Below are 14,426 nucleotides of genomic sequence, written 5' to 3' on the forward strand. Positions count from 1 at the left end.
ATTGAGTGACGCGAATTCGTGATGAAAACGGCAATTCGACCCCGAACCTGCTTGCTAATGGCCTGTGTGGCTGTATTGGCCGCATGCAGTGCAATCAAACTGGGTTACAACAACTCGGCAAGTTTTGCGCACACCTACCTCACCAGCAAAGTTGATTTTGATTCTGAACAATCCGCATTTCTAAAAACAAGCCTGAACGAAATTGTGGAGTGGCATCGCAACGCTGAACTTCCAGTGCTTGCCGGCGAATTGCAAGCGGCCCGCCAGGCTTTGGCCGCCCGCAATGGCGTGGTTACCCCCGTGAATGCAAATCAGGTGCAGGCACTGAACCTGGCGATCAGGGCATCGCTTCGGCGCACCGCCAATGAAGCCGCACCCGTGATCGCGAAAAACATGCTGGGTTTGTGGCCCAATCAAATTTCTGACATTCAAAAAGCGCTCGACAAATCGAATGTGGAATACCGTGAAGAACGATTGATGCAAAGCGCCGATCAGCGAGTGCGCGAGTCGGCTGAACGCATGACCGAGCGGTTCGAACGCTGGCTGGGCACATTAACTCCGGTTCAAATCAAACAAATTGAAGCTTGGGCCAGAGCCGAAACCCACAGGGCCGAGTCTCGCTATGAAAAACGGCTTGAGCGACAGCAACAATTCATGGTCTTGGTGAACAAAGCCGCCAACCGCCAAATTGATCAGGCCACATTAAGCCAGGAAATTGCCCGCTTGCTCAATGCCTGGCAAAGCCCCGCCAGTGCCGCTGAAAAACAGGAAAGCGAACAACGGCAAAAGGCAACCATTGGATTGATTGTTAATGTGCTTAATTCGGCCACTGCCGAGCAACGCAACAATGCAGCTGACCGGGCTGCAGGTTGGGCCAAAGATTTCCAGATTTTGGCCAGCAACAATTAGCTCACAATTGAATCCATAGGTACTTTACCGAAGTAATAGTTCATCGTGCTCAATACACCTATGGACCATTACCGTGCCTTTTACTGTGCCCCTTGCCCCTCAAAAGAAGCTGATCTCCTTAACTTTCACTGCATTGCTGGTTGCTTGCGGCAGCGAAGACTCCGTAGTTTCCAATAACCCGGGAACAGGTACACCGGTGACTCCACAAGAGACAGCCCAGTGCAACGAACAGTCCTGGTTTGCAGGTGTTACCGAGATTTGTAACGGGGTGCTGGTTTACCGCGATTATGTGTACGACGACTATGGTGCTGACACGGGCTTGCTGTCACCCAGCCCTGCCTTGCTGAACCTGGCGAGCCGTGGCGGGCAGTTGGGCAACCCTTTGGCCAACACCCCAGGTTTGTTGTCGCCCACAGCAGGCGATTCACGCTACCCCGCCGGCGCAGAGAGCACTGCCGACCTGATCGAACTCCGCTTGAGCCGCCAAGGCAACACCTACAGTGCAAGTTTTGAGATGAATGCCCTGTACGAAGCGGGCCAAAGCATTGCAGCGATTGCGGTGGACACAGACAACAACCCGGCAACAGGCACAGAAACCCTGATGGGACTGACGGTGCGAGGTGCCGACGCGGTGTATGAATTCAACACAGGAAACCCGGACAGCAACCTGATCACAGGCACCTTCCCTGCACCTGTAAGCAATCCGTTCAAAATGTGGGCAGTCACTGCACAAAGCAACGGCGAAGTCATGAACGTGGCATTCCGAGGTGCAGACGAAGAAGCCGACGCGCAAGGTACTGTGCCCTCGCAGGTATTGCCCAACAAAGGCGATTGGTGGGAGGACAAACAGGCGGCCGCCTTGGGGGCAGGCGACATCAGTCAGTTTTTCGCTGTGGTGGACAGCCGCAAATTGACACCAGGCACCACAGAAAAGGCGGTAGTGGATGCAGGTTTCAGACAACGGGTTTACACCTCGAAATACACGGCGCCCAATTCCACGGGTGAAGGCATGGTGCTGCAGGCCGAATCATCCAGCCCGGAGACAAACAGCCGCTTCTGTGGGCAGTACTTTCACTTCGTGGGCAAGTATCAGCCTTACGGGGTGTACATTCCCAAAAACGGCAACTTTGACGACCAGCGCAGCCTGCAAATGATTATGCATGGCTGCGAAGCCAACCATGCCAGCCAGATCAATCAGCCGGGCATGCAGGCCCAATTTGGTGACGCCCTGGACCGGGTGTTGATTTCGCCATTGGGGCGCGGTCCTTATGGGTTTTACTCCGGCTTGTCGGAACGCGATGCGCTCGACGTGCTCGACGATGCCTTGAACACGTTCAACATTGATGAGGACCGGATACTGGTGGGCGGTTATTCCATGGGAGGCTATGGTTCCACCCGCCTGGCTGCGCTGTACCCAGACCGCTTTGCGGGTTTGAGCAACTGGGTGGGCTTCACCGGCAGTATCTTGAATACTCCCTTGATTGGCGATGTGCTGATTCAAGGTGAAGAAGCACTGACCAGCGCCCTGCCCTTTGCCTTGCCAGTGAGCAGCACCATTGGCGGCGTGGGCAACATCAGCAATTACCTGGGTAATTTGCGTCACATTCCTGGTACTCATTCGTATGGTGCACTCGATGAGTTGGTGCAGGTGAACACCGGGCTTGACTGGGCACTGAAACTGAGCCAAACCGATGGCGTGCTGTACGAGTTTTACATGCACTTGGTGGCAGAACACTTAACCTTGATTGCGCTGGACGAATGGAGCAAAGAGGCAGAATTCACACGCAACTTGAAGCGCGTAAAAAACCCGGGCCGAATTACCTTCAAAACCAATGAAGCATTTGCCTATCCTGAGTATGAGATCAAGCATGACAAAGCTTATTGGCTAAGCCAAATCAAAGGCCGTGCGGAAGGTGACATTGCGATGGATGTTGAAAGCTTTGCCTGCGCACGCAGCACCAGCAACTTTGAAAACGGGCAAACCGCAGGCAATGGCCCTGTGCCCTTTATTCAAACATTCCGCAGGCTTGTGGGCATACCTGTACAGGCTGCCAGCGAGAACCGGTTGACAGCGAACCTGCGCAATGTGGCCTCGATGAGAATTGACACCACTGCAAGTTGCCTGCAAAACGGAGCCGCTTACACCGTGGTGTCCGACGGCCCCGTGGTGCTTAATTTCAGCAACGGCAAAGTATTGAATTTGCCGGCGGGCACCAGCACAGGGAATCTTTAAACCATTACCTGGCAAGAAGGTCTTGCACCTTCTTGCTGCTGTAAAAACGTTGAAGATTGCGGCGCAGGAAACTTTCTGCAACGCCTTCCTTAATAACCAGCAACGCAAGGTCGGGAATGTAATTGTCCAGTTCATCAAGGATCATTTCACGGCTGACACCAATGTCATCAAGCAAGGACTGCAGCGACTGGTCGCCATACTTCTCAAAGAAAAACTCAACACCCAAATCAATACACGACTTCAGGTATTCGGTGTTGCGGAACTCAAGCCAGAACTCATACCCCAATACCATGAATTCTTGAAGGTCTTGCTCGGTCAGGTAATCGCGATAAGCCGTCAGCGGCCATTCACGCACCACATCCCAAAACGCCAGGGCGCTATTCATGGCAGTTTCCCGATACTGCTCATTGTCCAGCGTTTCGTCTACCATCTCCAGCGAGCTTTTAACGCCACTCTCCATCAAGTTGCGCACCCGGTCTTCAAGCCCTTCTGACAAATCAGGCGCCTTCGTACTCAACCATTCACGCACCTTGCGGGTGCTGCTGGCCACAGTAGAGAATTTCATCAGGTTGTTTTGCTCAAACACGTAGCCTTTGAGCACCGTGAAAATCACATCGGACAAAAAATGCCGAAACGGCGTGCTGTTGCGGATATTGGTCACTGCGTGGTCAAGCACGCCATCCTGCTCAAAAATCTTTTCAATGAATTCAGTGGCAATGGAATCAGAGACCACTTCACCAATCCTGGTGGTTCGGCTGGCTGGGAATTCGAAAATCCGATTGGCAATCTCGCCAAACAACTCTGGAATGGCACCACCAATTTCCATCTCAACGGCATAGCGTTGAGCGGTGCCCTTGACCTTGTTTTCATCGACAGCGTCGCGCAGGCGAATGTGCTCCAACCGGTCAATCAGATACCCAACCTCTTCAGCCAGTAAGGCCTGAAACTTTTTACCCTTGAGGTTTTGCAGCCAGAAAGCCACCTCGGCTTCAAGCAATTGCGACGCCAAATCTTTGGGCTGCTCAGCGCTGGTTTTCGCCATGTCTATTCCGATGTGTAGTAGTGTTGAATGATTCTAACCTGCTGTATCGAGGTTCCCGTGTTGAAAAAACTGATTGCTTTGCTGTTTGTTAGTGCAAGTGCTCCAGCCTTGGCCCACCTGACCTGGATTGACGTGGGAGAACAAAGCCTGGGATTGTCGACCGGTCACAATTTCCCCGCCAAAGAAATTACTGTCAAGGGTGAATATGTAGACTCTGTAAGATGCGTCGGAGACGATGGCAATGTATTCGATTTGCCATTCAATGACAAAAGCATTCGCTACGTTTACAAGAAACGCCCCACCAACTGCCTGGCCATTCTAAAAACCAGCCAGATCGAGCTCTCCCCCCGCCAGGGTGCACAGCATTTTGATGAAAACAAAGTAGACAAAGTCTTGGTGAACAAGGTGAAGAACAGTGACAAATTCAGCGAAGAATATTTCAAGGCAGCACAAGTCAAACCTGTTGAGAAAGACGGTCATTTGTACAATCCCGACATTGCTCAATTCGTGACGCTGCCAGGCGATTCTTCAACGATTTATGTCTACAAAAACGGCAAACCTTTGGCTCAGCTACCAGTTGGTCTGGAGTATCCCGAAACACCTGTGACCTTGTGGTCGAAAACAGATTCAAGCGGCAAAGTCACGTTGCTGTTGCAACCCAAAGGCAAGGCACTGATTCGCACATTGATCACGGAGGAAATAGGCAACGCTTACAAAAGCCAGTTTTTGTCCGTGATTTTGAATGATGAATAAAAAAACCCCGCAATTTCTACGTTGCGGGGCTATCTAGATCAACTGAGTTTTACCCCAATACTCAATCGGGTAAATCAAACGGTTCATCAGTCTCCGAGGTCGCCAACATCAGGTTACTGACATCGTCAGGCTCCCCAGTTTCTGAAGTATCTCGCAACAGAGCGCCAGCTTCTGATGCATTGATATTTCCGTCGCCTCCTGCACTACCCAGGTTAAAAGGGGAACCATCCCCCCCGCAAGCTGCCAGTGTTACCAGCAGCGCTGCACCGGCAGCCAATCCAAGTTTGCTGTTCAGTTTCATATTCGTCTCCTTACGGTGCCGAGGCAGTTTGAGTTGGCGCTGGCGTGCCCGAGCCCGGCGTGGGCGTACTCAAGAAAGGAAAACGATTCATGAATGGCACACGCGCTTGATCCACGGCATCGTGAATACTCAAGGAAGTATTACCCAATGGCACACTGGTTGAGCTGCAATTCGAGCTAAGGTTGGTACCTGGCACTGTGTTCAGCCCCAATGCGTTTCCACTCCCATTGGCCACGCACAATCCACCCATCACAGCCACCAGCGATATATCTACTACATCATCAATTGGGCGACGACCATTTGGAAATCCAGCGGAATCACCAAAAGCCAATCCAAGCTTGTTTTGAGAAGCAATCGGAGTGGGTGCTGTTTCTGTGTTCAGTCGCAACATTTCGGAAAGCACCAAATTGGCGGGACGGTTTACACCTTCGATACCAGCAAGGAATACATTCAGCAGATCGGTGCGTGGAAAGTTTGTAGGCGCTGCGCCCGCGTTTCCCGTTTGAACCAAACTAATCAGTTGTGGCAACGTTGGATTGGACACGTAAGTGAGGAACTGACCATCACCGTTTGGCTTGGATGCATTAAAACGGTCTTTGTCTTTCAGACCAATGACCACTTCATTCACCAAAGGCATACCGAGGCGTGAAACCTGTACCCAGGCACCCCCCACCTTTTCAGCAGTTTGATGCCCTTGGGCAGGAACACCGTCACCAATTTGCACTTGACGCACACTGGCGGTGGTCCATCCCCCGATCACGTCCTCTGAGCTGGGGGTCAAACAATCTTTATGGATTTCCAACGCAATACTGGTTACGTTTTTGTCCTGAATGGAATTGACCGCAGCTGCATTTTCGAACGAACGATTGGAAATCACCTCGAAAGGCGCATTCACCAAATCAAAAATAGTACCCAGGTTAACGGCAAAACCTTCCTGTCTCTGGCCTACAAACACACGAGCCTGGTTGGTACCACTGGCACAACCGGGAATTGTCACATTGTGAATGTGCGCATCGGCATAGGCTTGATACGCGGCAGCATTACCCAGAGTTTTTTCACCAATGTAATCCACTGGTTTTTCCAGCGTGGTGCTACCACCACTGGTCTTGGCGGCCAAAGTACGGTTGTTGTTGCGCCGCCCGTCTCGTACCACCGTCAGGGTGTAGGTTTCATTCAAATTTAGATTGCTACTCCCGACCGTGTTGACTGGTCCCTGCTGAATCAACGGAATGCTGACCGACTCCGTGCCAATCATCTGCGACAGGTCGCGTAAATTGTTGCGAAAATTAAATTGAAATGTAATCTCCTCTTGTGCATCACCATCGTTGTCGATGTGAATTTCATACAGCGCGTTGGGATCCATTGAAAAATAATTTGGACCACCATAGCCGTCTTGAAGCGGCTGATAATTGGCGATCAATGTAATGAAATTAGACCGGTTGGTCTCGTAGCTACGGAACATGTAGAAATCTGTTCCATCCGCTTTTGGTGTGGTGGTAATTGAAGGCGCCTCGCGGTGGCTAGAGGCCATGGCTGCTGCGCTTACCAAGGCCAAAAGGCCTGTTGCAATAAAGTGTTTTTTGAATTTTGTATTTTTATTGAATGTGCTTGTCTTCCTCTGTGCTTTCATGATGACTCCCTTGCTTCCATTTGGTACTTCTAAAAACTACACCTGCCTAATTACATTTTGAGTATAGGGATCGATATTTCTTATCACAATGACAATTGTTGCAATAAATACTATCTTAATAACCTATTCTCTTGTTTACTAACCGTTCAACTGGGTTTTGGATGCGTCAATACAAATATTACGAATTCGTCCTGGTCGCATTTGTGGCCGTGCTGTTGTGTTCCAACCTGATTGGTCCTGCAAAAATTGCTGAACTGAATTTGCCTTTGGTTGGCACAGTCACCTTTGCCGCGGGCGTGTTGTTCTTCCCCATTTCTTACATATTCAGCGACATCCTGACCGAGGTGTATGGTTACGGTCGCGACCGCAGGGCTGTGTGGGCGGGCTTTGGGGCATTGGCCTTTGCATCATTTATGGCATATACGGTGGTGAATCTTCCCGCCGCATCTTTCTGGGTCGACAAACAAGCTGCAGTTGAAAGCGTGTTCGGCAACACTTGGCGCATTGTGTTGGCTTCGCTGATTGCTTTCTGGAGTGGCAGTTTCATCAATAGTTTTGTTCTCGCCAAAATGAAGATATGGACCCACGGCAAATGGCTGTGGACCCGCACTATCGGCTCAACTGTGGTTGGCGAATTCATCGATTCAGCCTTGTTCTACACCATCGCGTTTTGGGGCATCATGACGACAGACCAGATCATCACCGTGGCGCTGACACAGTACGTGTTGAAAACAAGCTGGGAAATTCTCGCTACGCCACTGACCTACTGGATTGTGGCCAGGCTCAAGCGTGCTGAAAACGAAGATTTTTACGACAGAAACACCAACTTCACGCCATTCAGTTTAAAGGTGTAGCACCCAGCACACCCACACGGCGTGCAGTAATGAAATGGCGTTGCCAATAAGGGCTGAGCAATTTGGCGATTTCAACGCCAGCCTTTGTGGAGACATGCATAAACTGATTGTTGCCGACATAAACGCCTACATGCCGGCGTGTAGGACCCGTGCGAAAGAAAAGAAGATCACCAGAACGCAAATCAGACAGATCAACCCGCTCACCCATGGTCATTTGCTCGCGTGAACTGCGCGGAAGCTGAAGCTGGAATTTGTCTTGAAACAAGGTTTGAATGAAGCTGGAACAATCAACGCCGTTGGCACCAGTACCCCCGAGTTTGTGTCGCGTACCCGCCCAGTTTGAATAATGAACCAACAGCGCATTTTGAACTTCATTGCTGTACGACTGCTCAACTTCAGGCTGATTCAACAAAGACTTCAGGGCAACGGAATCACTGAATGCAAAACCAGGCCACAGCGCAACGATCAACACCAGAAAACTGATTTTCATTTTGTTGAAGCGTGTAACACCGGCCATGCGAATGTTTCCAGAGTCGTGTAGTGAATGAGTGCGTGCTCTCTTCGAGGGACCGTATCATAGCGGCAAAGCGCAGAACAATCGGTAAAACTTGGTGAAAAACTCGAAACGAGTTCAAGTCAGGGCGGCAAGCCACATAAGCTGCGGCTTGCCGATTTGAAAAAACCAGAAATTATTTATTGGCAAAGTACTCGTTGGTGAGTTTCACGATGACCGGTGAAAGCAACAACAGCGAAACCAGGTTGGGCAAGGCCATGAAAGCGTTCAAGGTGTCGGCAACCAACCAAACAAAGTCGAGTTGAGTGACTGCACCCACCATGACAAAACCTGTCCACAACACGCGATAAGGCATGGTAATAGCGGTGCCGGCAATAAACTCCCAGCATTTTTCACCGAAATACGACCAACCAATAATTGTTGAGAATGCGAAGAATGCAAGGGAAATCGCCAAGATATATTCACCAATACCAGGCAAACCAGTAGCGTAGGCACTTGAACTCAACGCAGCGCCATTCACACCGCTGCTCCACACGCCAGTCACAATAATCACCAAACCTGTCATCGTGCACACAATGATGGTGTCGATGAAGGTGCCCATCATACCTACCAAACCACTCTCTACGGAATTTTTGCTTTGACCCGCCGCCTGTGCAATACCAGCGGTCCCAAGCCCCGCCTCATTGGAGAAAATGCCGCGAGCTACACCGTAACGAATCGCCAACATAATCGCTGCGCCAGCAAACCCGCCAGTTGCAGCTACAGGATTAAATGCGCTGTGAATGATCAAAGCGAAGGCAGCGGGGATCTCCTGAATATAAATACCCAGTACGATCAGGGAGGTAACAATGTAAGCAACGCACATAAACGGCACAATTTTCTGCGCTACCGCACCAATCCGCTTCACACCACCGATTAGCACGAAACCAACCAGCACTGTCATCACAATGCCGGAAATCCATTTGTCGATGCCAAAGGTCACATTCAGTACATCAGCCACGCTGTTGGACTGAACCATATTGCCAATACCAAAACCAGCAAGGCCTCCAAACAGTGCGAAAGCGATGCCCAGCCATTTCCAGTTCTTACCCAAACCATTTTTAATGGCATACATTGGCCCGCCAACCTGGTGACCGCGAGCATCGGTTTCCCGATAATGCACAGCCAACAATACCTCGGCGTATTTGGTGGCCATACCCACCAAGGCGGTCATCCACATCCAGAACAAGGCGCCAGGCCCGCCTAGCGCAATTGCAGTGGCCACGCCAGCAATATTACCCGTACCCACAGTGGCAGCCAACGCAGTCATCAAAGCCGCGTAAGGAGTAATGTCACCTTTGGCATCCGCATCGGGATTGCGGCTTTTCAGTACCCATTTAAAACCCAAGCCAATTTTTAGCAGGGGCATCAACTTCAGGCGAAGCTGCAAAAACAGACCAGTACCCAGAATGGCAACCAGCATGGGCGGGCCCCACACGATGCCGTTGATTGCATTAACAAACTGCGTGAGTGCTTCCATGCATTGTTCTCCTTGTTGTGAAAAGCGATGCGCCGATTTGGTGCTGCAATGGCGAATTGCCAGTTTAGTACGCAAGCAATGTGCCTGCGACACAATTTTTAACAAACCATGCAACTTATTGCCATAAAAAAACCCCGAACCAGGTCGGGGTTTTTCAGAAAAAGTATCGCAACTTACTGTTTCTTTTCGGGCTGCTTCTCGCCGGCTTTGGGTTGATCACCCAGAATCGACTTGGCAGGACAAATTTTAAATGCAGGACATTTTTGACAACCAACAGCAATCGCAATCGGGCAAACAGTCATGGCGGTCCTCGTTTTTAGTCATGGGAAAGTTCCCGCACGCAGTATTGCAGATTAGTGCAGCGTTCCGCTAGGGGATTTATTCAGTTGATGATTCACAAAATTCTGAGCCGCCTGGCGCGCAAAATTTTCCTCCTCAGCAGACACATCATCCAGCAACAATTGAAGCTGGTCGGGTAATTCGGTTTCAGGGAAAAGCACCTGATAAATATAAAGCCAACTTAAAGCCACACCACGATCCTTTTGCACCTCTACTCCGTCGAGATACAACAAAGACAAGCTCAACATGGACAAGGGTGAACCCAGCTTCGCCGCCTCTGTCAGGTAGGCCAAGGCCAAAGCCGCATTTTTGGCAACGCCCTTTCCGTGCAAGTAATACACGCCCACATTGTGCATGGCCTGCGACAAACCACTCTGTGCAGCTTTGTCAAAATATTTGAAAGCTCGCGGAAAATCGGGGGGTGTCGAACGCTCTAACTCAAGCGCCAAATGATAAGCAGAGTTGGGGTCGCCCAAGTCAGCGGCCTGCTGCACATAACTTTGGCTTAATTGAACATCGGCATCCAGGAATCCATCCACCCCGCCTTGGTAAATTTGAACCAGAGTCAGCACTGCCATCAACACATTGGCTTGCGCGGCTTGTTTTAGAAGGTCCATACCCCGTGGAAAATCCTGATTACCCAGTTCTCCTGACACCAACAAACGCCCGAGAATTACCTTGGCGTCTACCTCCCCAGCCTCAACGCCCTTTTCAAGCCATTCCAAAGCCTGCTTGCTATCATCGGCACTGCGGTTTTCGGCATACAAATAGGTAAAGGCAATCAGGTTTAAATGGCCGTCCCACTGCTTGTCCAGCGTGTCTAGCAAACGCTGGCGGGCCTGCGCTAACTTCTTCTCAACAAAAAGGGATTTGATTTCATCGGTGAATTCGACCGGAGGCTGGGATTGCATGGCGTGTTAAACGTAAACTGTTCGAATCGAGATCTTACTGAATAAACATGAACACACCTTACATTGCCGTTCAAATCAAAGAAGATGTTTACACCCAGATGAAGGCGCTTCACCTGCGCGCATCCAAACCCATCAGCGATGAAGACAAAGCACTGGGCGCCGACCTGCTGGCACAAACCTATGTGCAGCTGCTCGACACCTGCTTCACCCACCTGCTGGATGAATTGAACAAAACCCAACCCGACAAAATGCTGCAAGATGCTTCGAAGGTAATACACAAGGTGCAAAGCGAGGCACAACATTACATCGGCTGGCTAATAAAGTTCATTGCCAACAAACGCGTGCCGCCAGTGATTCACCACTTTCACGACATGGTTCACCTGTTGAACCTGACTGGCCAAGAACACCCTTACATCGTGATTCCGGTCACTACAACATATGCAGAAAAAGCAAGCGATGTAATGAATGCACTGGCCAGCAAAGACAGTACACGCATTGAAGAAGGTGTTGAGCTTTTGATTGAAGCGATAGAAACTGCGCTGGTACCGTTGGTGTATACGCCAAAAGACCTGATGGGTTTCAACTTTGTGATCAGCAAAACCATCAACGGTGTGATCAATGTTTTACACACCTTGTTTAAGCACACCTTGCGTAAACTACCCCCTCACATCAAGGTCGAAAGCTACCCCGCCGTCGCTACGCATTTTGAAACTTTCTTGATCAGAAAATAAACCTTAGGTGGTTTGAATGAAGTGGTGCAGAAGCGGAAACACTTCGGTTTTCGCGGCTTCACCGCGAATCATTTGACTGTGCGAGAAGTCTTTGCTAAACCCTTGCCTCACAGTGCATTCATGCCAGGTTTTGGGACCACCCAAAGCCTCGTAAATTCGCCTGCAACCCCGCGGGGGTGCAACGTCGTCCCGCCCACCGGCAATCACCAGGGAAGGCACTTTGACTTCATTCAATGCCGCCAGGTAATCAAAACCATCAGCCCCCTTCCATCGACCACTCAGGTTCCATTTACACCACTGAACCAGCAACAAGGTGGGCTCCCCCTCGGGCCCGATGGGCACGAGTTTTCTCGGTGTCCGGCCAAACAGACGGGTTAACGTTCCCAAGGCGAGTACCCGCATTTTTTCCTTCAGATTGGGGGCTGCATCGGTCACCTGCGCACCAATCAGGCTCAGGCTTTTGATTTGAGACATGCGTTCGGGCTGCCGCGCCAGCAACATCAAGGCCAGCAAACCGCCGCCACTGTGAGAAGTCCAATGCAGTTGTGAATGGCCCGTGTGTTGAACAATGAAGTCGATCGCCACGGGCAAATCGTTCAAGGCGGGATACTCGAAATTTTGTTTGCGGTGCGCAGGCCGGGCCTGGCCGTGCCCGCCCCACTCCAATAACCAGGTATCAAACCCTTGCTCGGCAAAAAAGGCGCCTAGGTGTTCAACCGCAAGCTGGTTGGACAAAGTACCGTGAGCCACCACCACAGGCAAGCCAATCGGGTTTGCCGGGCTGTAGCGATGCAAAGCCACATGGCCGCCAGCCTGCATCGGAACCAGGTGTGTTTCCTGTTTCATCACTGAATTACCTTGAGCAACGGTTACACCACCGGCTTGGAAATAAATTTCACCACCTTGGTGGCCCAGCTGCGAGGCGTGAAGCGAATGCTTTGAGCCATCGTCCAGTTCAAGGCACCGTGAATGTAAACACGCTGATTGCGCTTCATCGCGGCATAACCCTTCACTGCAACATCTTCTGAACTGGGCATTCGTTTGCCTTGCACCAACGCCGACTTCTGCATATTCGCTTCAGCCTGAAACCCCGATGCAGTCGGGCCTGGGCACAGGGTACACACTGCAACACCGCTGTCTGCCAACTCTTCAGCCAAGGCCTCACTGAAACTGAGCACATAGGCTTTGGTGGCATAGTAGGCCGCCATGTAGGGGCCAGGTTGAAATGCTGCGGTTGAAGCCACGTTTAAAATTTTTCCACGTCTGTTCAACAAATCGGGCATAAAGCCGCTGCACAACACGGTGAGTGCTTCCATGTTCAAACGCAGCATGCTGGTGGTGTCTTCGACTGGCGTGTCTTTAAACAGCCCATATGTACCCACACCCGCGTTGTTGACCAGGTAACTGAGTTCGATGCCGTGCGCTTTTACTTTGGTCACCAGCTCGCTGGCCGCATTGGGCTTGGAGAGATCCGACCCAATCACCATCACATCGACCTTGTATTTGCCCATGTAGTCCGCCGCCAGCTCGGCCAGCTTGGCCTCATTGCGCGCACTCAGCACCAGTGAAATTCCATCTTTTGCAAAACACTCCGCCAAATGCAAACCGATACCCGACGATGCACCAGTGACCAATGCCCATTGTTTCATTCCTGTTCCCCTCTTCTTACAAAATCGGCGATTGCCCACAAGGCTTTGTCGGCTTTCTCCACAAAGGCATTGAACATTTGAAAGTTGTGCCACATGCCTTCATGCACAGTGCAGCTTACTTGCACTCCAGCGGATTTGGCGCGTTGCTCGAGCAATAAAGCGTCGTCCAGCAAAATTTCATCACTGCCTACTTGGATCAACATGGGCGGCAGGTCTTCAAGATCGGCAAACACTGGGGAAACCTTGGGATCAGTTGGCAGCACTTCGCCACAATAAGCCTGCACACCGCGCTGCAAAGGCACCACACTCAACATGGGGTCGGCCTTGGCTTTTGATTGAATGGAAGCGGCAGACAATGTCATGTCCACAAAGGGGGAAATCATCACCAGGCCGGCAGGCAAAGGAAGACCTTCATTGCGCGCATAAATGGCCATGGACAAAATATGTGCTGCGCCTGCCGAGTCTCCGACCAAGGTCATGTCTTTCGGCTTCACATCGAGATCCAGCAGAGCCTGATAGGCAGCCATGCCGTCTTCAAGAGCCGCTGGGTAGGGGTCTTGCGGTGCCAATCGGTAATCAATCAGAAACACGCGTGCATTGCAGCGCACTGCAAGTTCGCTGGCCAAGGGCAAATGGGTTTCAAGCGAGCCTGCAAAAAAAGCGCCGCCATGCATGTGCAACAACACCTGGTCGGTGTGCGCATTGGCCGGGCGAACCAAGGCACACATACAGGTACCCAGTTCTAGATACTCCACACGGGCATCGGGTCGAACCTTGAACAAGGGTGCGCCGGCATTCATGGTGGCCGCCAACCAACTGAGCGGAATGGGAAGTTTGCCGGGCGCCTTGAACGTGCTGCGCAACGTTGCACGAACAGCTTTCTCGGCCACAAACTGAATCGGGTTCATGAGTGCAGGGTCTCCGAATGTTACAGCGCAATGCAATTTACGCTGTTTTTGTTATTTTCTTCAATATAGCGAATTTGCAGCAGGCCGCAGCACCAACCCACCACCCCACCCTGCAACAAGTTAGACTATTACT

General features: G+C 51.1%; 14 protein-coding genes. 5 read left to right on the top strand and 9 right to left on the bottom strand.

Annotation, left to right across the window (positions count from 1 at the left end; all coding sequences use genetic code 11):
• The first annotated feature begins 21 nt into the window (after window positions 1-21).
• Together LMED105_RS10345 and LMED105_RS10350 are read left to right on the top strand one after the other, a co-directional pair.
• A complete protein-coding gene (locus LMED105_RS10345) occupies window positions 22-909 on the top strand; it encodes a DUF6279 family lipoprotein (RefSeq protein WP_008250965.1) in 888 nt (295 codons plus the stop codon).
• A 73-nt stretch (window positions 910-982) separates the two neighbouring features.
• A complete protein-coding gene (locus LMED105_RS10350; protein ID WP_040513200.1) occupies window positions 983-3,142 on the top strand; it encodes a hypothetical protein in 2,160 nt (719 codons plus the stop codon).
• A gap of 4 nt (window positions 3,143-3,146) precedes the next feature.
• On the opposite strand, the gene LMED105_RS10355 is transcribed toward LMED105_RS10350, so the two are convergent.
• Window positions 3,147-4,184 carry a hypothetical protein gene (locus tag LMED105_RS10355; RefSeq protein ID WP_008250968.1) on the bottom strand — a complete coding sequence of 346 codons (1,038 nt, stop codon included), beginning with the start codon at window positions 4,182-4,184 and terminating at the stop codon, window positions 3,147-3,149.
• 57 nt (window positions 4,185-4,241) lie between these two features.
• On the opposite strand from LMED105_RS10355, the gene LMED105_RS10360 reads away from it, so the two are divergent.
• On the top strand, window positions 4,242-4,937 hold the full coding sequence (locus LMED105_RS10360) for a hypothetical protein (protein ID WP_040513202.1): 696 nt from the start codon (window positions 4,242-4,244) through the stop codon (window positions 4,935-4,937).
• A 61-nt stretch (window positions 4,938-4,998) separates the two neighbouring features.
• Here the strand turns inward: LMED105_RS10360 and LMED105_RS10365 are convergent, their stop codons facing one another.
• Both LMED105_RS10365 and LMED105_RS10370 read right to left on the bottom strand, forming a co-directional pair.
• The gene (locus LMED105_RS10365) at window positions 4,999-5,238 is read right to left on the bottom strand and encodes a hypothetical protein (RefSeq protein ID WP_008250972.1); all 240 of its coding nucleotides are present in this window, start codon (window positions 5,236-5,238) and stop codon (window positions 4,999-5,001) included.
• 10 nt (window positions 5,239-5,248) lie between these two features.
• Entirely contained in the window at window positions 5,249-6,868 is a 1,620-nt protein-coding gene (locus tag LMED105_RS10370) for a DUF4331 domain-containing protein (protein ID WP_008250973.1), read from the bottom strand.
• A 161-nt stretch (window positions 6,869-7,029) separates the two neighbouring features.
• On the opposite strand from LMED105_RS10370, the gene LMED105_RS10375 reads away from it, so the two are divergent.
• Window positions 7,030-7,722, top strand: a complete 693-nt coding sequence (locus LMED105_RS10375; protein ID WP_008250975.1) for a queuosine precursor transporter — start codon at window positions 7,030-7,032, stop codon at window positions 7,720-7,722.
• Here the strand turns inward: LMED105_RS10375 and LMED105_RS10380 are convergent.
• From LMED105_RS10380 to LMED105_RS10390, 3 genes are all read right to left on the bottom strand, one after another.
• Complete coding sequence (locus LMED105_RS10380) at window positions 7,706-8,239, bottom strand: NlpC/P60 family protein (RefSeq protein WP_008250976.1); 534 nt, start codon at window positions 8,237-8,239, stop codon at window positions 7,706-7,708. The two genes, LMED105_RS10375 and LMED105_RS10380, sit on opposite strands and share 17 nt — an antisense overlap.
• 172 nt (window positions 8,240-8,411) lie before the next feature.
• Window positions 8,412-9,755, bottom strand: a complete 1,344-nt coding sequence (locus LMED105_RS10385) for a sodium:alanine symporter family protein (RefSeq protein WP_040513230.1) — start codon at window positions 9,753-9,755, stop codon at window positions 8,412-8,414.
• A gap of 353 nt (window positions 9,756-10,108) precedes the next feature.
• Window positions 10,109-11,005, bottom strand: coding sequence for a tetratricopeptide repeat protein (locus LMED105_RS10390; RefSeq protein ID WP_008250982.1), 897 nt, complete (start codon window positions 11,003-11,005; stop codon window positions 10,109-10,111).
• Window positions 11,006-11,052: 47 nt separating this feature from the next.
• Here LMED105_RS10390 and LMED105_RS10395 point away from each other — a divergent pair, with 47 nt between their 5' ends.
• Window positions 11,053-11,736 (top strand): hypothetical protein, encoded by a 684-nt coding sequence (locus LMED105_RS10395; RefSeq protein ID WP_008250984.1) that lies wholly within the window; start codon window positions 11,053-11,055, stop codon window positions 11,734-11,736.
• A 3-nt stretch (window positions 11,737-11,739) separates the two neighbouring features.
• Here LMED105_RS10395 and LMED105_RS10400 read toward each other — a convergent pair whose 3' ends face one another.
• Genes LMED105_RS10400 through LMED105_RS10410 form a run of 3 tightly spaced genes read right to left on the bottom strand, consistent with a single transcriptional unit; the run spans window position 11,740 to window position 14,293 of the window.
• The gene (locus LMED105_RS10400) at window positions 11,740-12,582 is read right to left on the bottom strand and encodes an alpha/beta fold hydrolase (protein ID WP_008250993.1); all 843 of its coding nucleotides are present in this window, start codon (window positions 12,580-12,582) and stop codon (window positions 11,740-11,742) included.
• Window positions 12,583-12,605: 23 nt separating this feature from the next.
• The gene (locus tag LMED105_RS10405; RefSeq protein ID WP_008250994.1) at window positions 12,606-13,385 is read right to left on the bottom strand and encodes an SDR family oxidoreductase; all 780 of its coding nucleotides are present in this window, start codon (window positions 13,383-13,385) and stop codon (window positions 12,606-12,608) included.
• Entirely contained in the window at window positions 13,382-14,293 is a 912-nt protein-coding gene (locus LMED105_RS10410) for an alpha/beta hydrolase (protein ID WP_008250995.1), read from the bottom strand. The genes LMED105_RS10405 and LMED105_RS10410 overlap by 4 nt, the downstream gene beginning before the upstream one ends.
• Between the last annotated feature and the right edge of the window lie 133 nt (window positions 14,294-14,426).

Source organism: Limnobacter sp. MED105, assembly GCF_000170915.1.
In the GTDB taxonomy this organism is placed as follows: Bacteria; Pseudomonadota; Gammaproteobacteria; order Burkholderiales; family Burkholderiaceae_B; genus Limnobacter.

Bases quoted from the DNA above. Each gene is read 5' to 3' on its own strand.
- LMED105_RS10345 (WP_008250965.1), top strand. From the start codon at position 22: ATGAAAACGGCAATTCGACCCCGAACCTGCTTGCTAATGGCCTGTGTG.
- LMED105_RS10355 (WP_008250968.1), bottom strand. From the start codon at position 4,184: ATGGCGAAAACCAGCGCTGAGCAGCCCAAAGATTTGGCGTCGCAATTG.
- LMED105_RS10365 (WP_008250972.1), bottom strand. From the start codon at position 5,238: ATGAAACTGAACAGCAAACTTGGATTGGCTGCCGGTGCAGCGCTGCTG.
- LMED105_RS10370 (WP_008250973.1), bottom strand. From the start codon at position 6,868: ATGAAAGCACAGAGGAAGACAAGCACATTCAATAAAAATACAAAATTC.
- LMED105_RS10375 (WP_008250975.1), top strand. From the start codon at position 7,030: ATGCGTCAATACAAATATTACGAATTCGTCCTGGTCGCATTTGTGGCC.
- LMED105_RS10380 (WP_008250976.1), bottom strand. From the start codon at position 8,239: ATGGCCGGTGTTACACGCTTCAACAAAATGAAAATCAGTTTTCTGGTG.
- LMED105_RS10385 (WP_040513230.1), bottom strand. From the start codon at position 9,755: ATGGAAGCACTCACGCAGTTTGTTAATGCAATCAACGGCATCGTGTGG.
- LMED105_RS10390 (WP_008250982.1), bottom strand. From the start codon at position 11,005: ATGCAATCCCAGCCTCCGGTCGAATTCACCGATGAAATCAAATCCCTT.
- LMED105_RS10395 (WP_008250984.1), top strand. From the start codon at position 11,053: ATGAACACACCTTACATTGCCGTTCAAATCAAAGAAGATGTTTACACC.
- LMED105_RS10400 (WP_008250993.1), bottom strand. From the start codon at position 12,582: ATGAAACAGGAAACACACCTGGTTCCGATGCAGGCTGGCGGCCATGTG.
- LMED105_RS10405 (WP_008250994.1), bottom strand. From the start codon at position 13,385: ATGAAACAATGGGCATTGGTCACTGGTGCATCGTCGGGTATCGGTTTG.
- LMED105_RS10410 (WP_008250995.1), bottom strand. From the start codon at position 14,293: ATGAACCCGATTCAGTTTGTGGCCGAGAAAGCTGTTCGTGCAACGTTG.